The sequence below is a fragment of the Polaromonas sp. P3_C2 genome (assembly GCF_056402675.1).
In genome coordinates this window covers 1-4,718 of record NZ_JBFUGX010000328.1, presented here as the reverse complement: position 1 = coordinate 4,718, position 4,718 = coordinate 1, and the positions used below count along the sequence as shown (strand labels likewise).

Below are 4,718 nucleotides of genomic sequence, written 5' to 3'. Positions count from 1 at the left end.
ATTCCTGACTGACCTGCCATGGCCACCAAAAAAGACTATTACGACACGCTGGGCGTTGCAAAAAACGCCAGCGATGAAGACATCAAGAAGGCATATCGCAAGCTTGCGATGAAGCACCACCCCGACCGCAACCAGGGGGATGCGTCCAAGGTTGCCGAAGAAAAATTCAAGGAGGCCAAAGAGGCCTACGAGATGCTTTCCGACGATCAAAAGCGCGCGGCCTACGACCAGTACGGCCATGCCGGCGTAGACCCCAACATGCGCGGCGGCCCGGGTGCGGAAGGTTTTGGCGGTTTTGCCGAAGCTTTCGGCGACATCTTCGGCGACGTGTTCGGCGGCCAGCGCGGCGGGGYACAACGTGGCGGCGGCCGGCAGGTTTACCGTGGCGGCGACTTGAGCTACGCCATGGAAATCACGCTCGAAGAAGCCGCTAACGGCAAGGACGCACAGATTCGCATTCCCAGCTGGGACGACTGCAATACCTGCCACGGCAGCGGCGCCAAGCCCGGCACCAAAGTGGTGACCTGCACCACCTGCCATGGCCACGGCGTGGTGCAGATGCGCCAGGGTTTCTTCAGCGTGCAGCAAACCTGCCCGCAGTGCAAAGGCACGGGAAAGCTGATTCCCGAGCCTTGCGTGACCTGCCACGGCGTGGGCAAGACCAAGAACAACAAGACACTCGAAGTCAAGATCCCCGCGGGCATCGACGACGGCATGCGTATCCGCTCGACCGGCAACGGTGAGCCGGGCACCAATGGCGGCCCGCCTGGCGACCTCTATATTGAGATCCGCCTGAAGAAGCACGACATCTTCGAGCGCGACGGCGACGACCTGCACTGCGCCGTGCCCATCAGTTTCACCACCGCCGCACTGGGCGGGGAAATTGAAGTGCCGACACTCGCCGGCAAAGCGGCCATCGACATTCCCGAAGGCACCCAGGCGAGCAAGCAGTTCCGTCTGCGCGGCAAGGGCATCAAGGGCGTGCGCTCCAGTTATCCCGGTGACCTGTATTGCCACATCACAGTAGAAACACCGGTCAAGCTGACCGAGCACCAGCGCAAGCTGCTCAAGGAGCTGGACGAGTCGCTGAAAAAAGGCGGTGCCAAGCATTCACCCAGCGAAGAAGGCTGGGCCGACAAGCTCAAGAGCTTCTTCAGCGCCTGATCGTGCCCCCAGAAAATGCCGGACCTGCTCCGGCATTTTTTATGGCCGGGCGCTACACACTGTCACACGCCTGTCGTGATCAGACACATACGATCAGCCCTTTAACTTCGGGAAACACCCATGACCGTATCGACCCGCCAGGCCGTGAGACAAGGCAGCCTGCTCGCCCTTATTTGCAGCAGCGTACTGCTGACCGCTTGCTCGTCTTCAGGCACGACATCTCAAGCAGGGCTGCCCACCCTTGACGGCAAGGCGCCACTGGTCATCGCCCACCGCGGCGCTTCGGGTTATGTGCCGGAAGAAACGATGGAAGCCTATGTGCGGGCGATCGAACTCGGCGCCGACGTGATCGAGATGGACCTGGTCGTGACCAAGGACGGCGTGCTCGTCACCCGTCACGACCCCAACCTGGCGATCAGCACCGACGTGGCCAAACACCCGGAGTTCGCTTCACGCAAGAAGACCATCCAGGTCGACGGCGAAACGCAGACCGGCTGGTTCAGCAACGACTTCACACTGGCCGAGATTCGCACCTTGGGCGCGATCTCGACCGACGCCGAGCGCCCACAGCAGTTCAACGGCCAGTACAAAATCCCCACCCTTCAGGAGGTGGTGGACCTGGCCAAGGCCCAATCCATCAAGACAGGCCGCACGATTGCGATCTACCCGGAAACCAAGAACCCGACCTACTTCCGGGAACTCGGCCTGCCGATGGAAGACAAGCTGATCGCCATCATCAATGCTGCCGGATGGAACAGCAAGACCGCGCCCATCTACGTGCAGTCGTTTGAACCCGGCAGCCTGAAGTACATGAAGAGCAAGGGCCTCAATACGAAACTGATCCAGCTCGTCGACGGCGACGGCATTGACCCGAAAACCGGCCGTGTCACCTTTGCCGTGCCGAGCGACCGCCCTTACGACTGGACCAAGGCCGGCGACAAACGCCTCTTTGATGCCATGACCACGCCCGCAGGCCTGGCCGAGATCAAGACCTACGCAGACGGCATCGGCCCCTGGAAGCGCTACATCATCAGCACCAAAGGCACCTTCGGCGCCGACGGCAAGCAGGTCGACATCAACCGCGACGGCAAGCTCAACGACGCCGACTCGACCTCGCAGCCAGCCACCAGCTTCGTCGCCGATGCGCACAAAGCAGGCCTGTTCGTTCATCCCTTCACCTTCCGTAACGAGTCGCGCCGCCTGGCCAGCGACTACCAGGGCGATGCCAAGGCCGAATACCTGGCGTTTTACCGCGCAGGCGTTGACGGCGTGTTCACCGACTTCACCGACACTGCCATCGCCGCCCGGACACAGTATCTGAAAGAAGCCGGCCGCTGAGCAAGCCGTTGCGGGTCTCACCCGTTTAACCTCAATGCTATGAAATTAATAGCTGCTTGCGCCTATATTTAATGGGCCAGGCAGCTTTTTTACTTTTAACCCAAGCTGTAAAGGCTGTGCCCCGCAACGCGACAGCATATTCCAGCCATAGGGCCGGTTACACAGCGCCGGAGGCAAGGCCCAGGTTTTCTCAAAATGAAACATCGGGGCCCGTGAAGATAGGGCTTCAGTCGAGATTTGCCGATGGTGACTGGCTTATAGTGACCTACGCACGGAACCTCATCCCCACTCACTTCAAGCGCAAGCCCTACACACCATGAAAACCAAAGCTGCCGTCGCCTGGAAGTCAGGCCAGCCCCTGACGATTGAAACCGTGGACCTGCAAGGCCCGAAGTTCGGCGAGGTGCTCGTCGAGATCAAGGCCACCGGCATTTGCCACACCGACTACTACACGCTCTCGGGCGCCGACCCGGAAGGCAACTTCCCGGCCATCCTCGGCCATGAAGGCGCGGGCATCGTGGTTGACGTCGGCCCCGGCGTGACAACGCTCAAAAAAGGCGACCATGTCATCCCGCTCTACACGCCCGAGTGCCGGCAATGCAAGTTTTGTCTCTCTCGCAAAACCAACCTGTGCCAGCTGATTCGCGGCACGCAGGGCAAGGGTCTGATGCCCGATGCGACCAGCCGCTTCAGCCTGGACGGCAAACCCATCTTTCACTACATGGGCACCAGCACCTTCAGCAACTACACCGTCGCCCCTGAAATTTCGCTGGCCAAGATCCGCGAAGACGCGCCCTTTGACAAGGTCTGCTACATCGGCTGCGGCGTGACCACCGGCATAGGCGCAGTGCTCTTTACCGCCAAGGTGGAAGCCGGCGCCAACGTGGTGGTGTTCGGCCTGGGCGGCATTGGCCTCAATGTGATCCAGGGCGCGAAGATGGTGGGTGCCGACAAGATCATCGGCGTCGACATCAACCCCGCGCGGCAGGAGATGGCCCGCAAGTTCGGCATGACGCATTTCATCAACCCGAAAGAGACCGAGAACGTGGTGGACGCCATCGTGCAACTGACCGATGGCGGCGCCGACTACAGCTTTGAATGCATAGGCAACACCAAGGTGATGCGCCAGGCGCTGGAATGCACGCACAAGGGCTGGGGCCGCAGCATCATCATCGGCGTGGCCGAAGCCGGCGCCGAGATCAGCACCCGGCCCTTCCAGCTCGTCACCGGCCGCAAGTGGGAAGGCTCAGCCTTCGGCGGCGCGCGCGGCCGCACGGATGTGCCCAAGATTGTTGACTGGTACATGGAAGGCAAGATCAATATCGACGACCTGATCACGCACACCATGCCGCTGGAAGACATCAACAAGGGTTTCGATTTAATGAAAAGCGGCGAATCCATTCGTGGTGTTGTCGTCTATTAGCCCCCACGGTCGCTCACTTCGTGTAGCTCCCTGCCCCGCGAGGGGGCCGCTGCGCCTGCGGTCTGGCAAAGCCAGTCCCGCGGCCCCTCCTTGAACAGAAAGACATCCATGACGACACAACTGGAATTGCTCAGCGAACACGGCTGCTTCGGCGGTGTGCAGCGCTTTTACCAGCATGACTCGCGCGAGATTGGCCTGCCGATGAAGTTCTCGGTGTTCCTGCCGCCGCAAGCCATGGCTGGGGAGATGGTGCCGGCGCTGATCTACCTGGCGGGCCTGACCTGTAACGAAGAAACTTTCATGATCAAAGCCGGTGCGCAGCGCGTAGCCACCGAGCTGGGCCTGGCGCTGATAGCGCCTGACACCAGCCCGCGCGGCGCAAAGACTCCGGGTGAGACCGACAGCTGGGATTTCGGCCGCGGCGCGGGCTTTTACCTTGACGCGACACAGGCGCCGTGGTCACAGCACTACCGCATGGAAAGCTACATCACGGGGGAGCTGCTGCCTTTGCTGACGAACACGTTACCGCTGGACACAGGCCGCATCGGCATCTTCGGTCATTCGATGGGCGGTCACGGCGCGTTAACGCTCGCGCTCAGGCATCCGGATCTTTTCACATCGGTCTCGGCGTTTGCACCTATCTGCGCGCCCAGCCAGTGCCCATGGGGCCGCAAGGCGTTTACCGGCTATCTCGGCAGCGATGAATCAAACTGGGTTGAACATGACGCCACCGCCTTGATGAACCTGATGCCCRCAGCGCCCTACCCGGGCGGCATACGCATAGACCAGGGGC

At 61.0% G+C, this 4,718-nt stretch carries 4 protein-coding genes; all 4 read left to right on the top strand.

Features of this window, described 5'->3' with window-relative positions:
• Nucleotides 1-18 precede the first annotated feature (18 nt).
• Nucleotides 19-1,164: a molecular chaperone DnaJ gene (gene dnaJ, locus AC1DWI_RS14165; RefSeq protein WP_477725060.1), complete on the top strand. Its 1,146-nt coding sequence runs from the start codon at nucleotides 19-21 to the stop codon at nucleotides 1,162-1,164.
• A gap of 120 nt (nucleotides 1,165-1,284) precedes the next feature.
• Nucleotides 1,285-2,502: a glycerophosphodiester phosphodiesterase gene (locus tag AC1DWI_RS14160; protein ID WP_477671072.1), complete on the top strand. Its 1,218-nt coding sequence runs from the start codon at nucleotides 1,285-1,287 to the stop codon at nucleotides 2,500-2,502.
• 316 nt (nucleotides 2,503-2,818) lie between these two features.
• Nucleotides 2,819-3,925 carry an S-(hydroxymethyl)glutathione dehydrogenase/class III alcohol dehydrogenase gene (locus AC1DWI_RS14155; protein WP_477725059.1) on the top strand — a complete coding sequence of 369 codons (1,107 nt, stop codon included), beginning with the start codon at nucleotides 2,819-2,821 and terminating at the stop codon, nucleotides 3,923-3,925.
• A 108-nt stretch (nucleotides 3,926-4,033) separates the two neighbouring features.
• Nucleotides 4,034-4,718: S-formylglutathione hydrolase (gene fghA / locus AC1DWI_RS14150; protein WP_477725058.1), on the top strand; the 685-nt coding region annotated here is incomplete at its 3' end.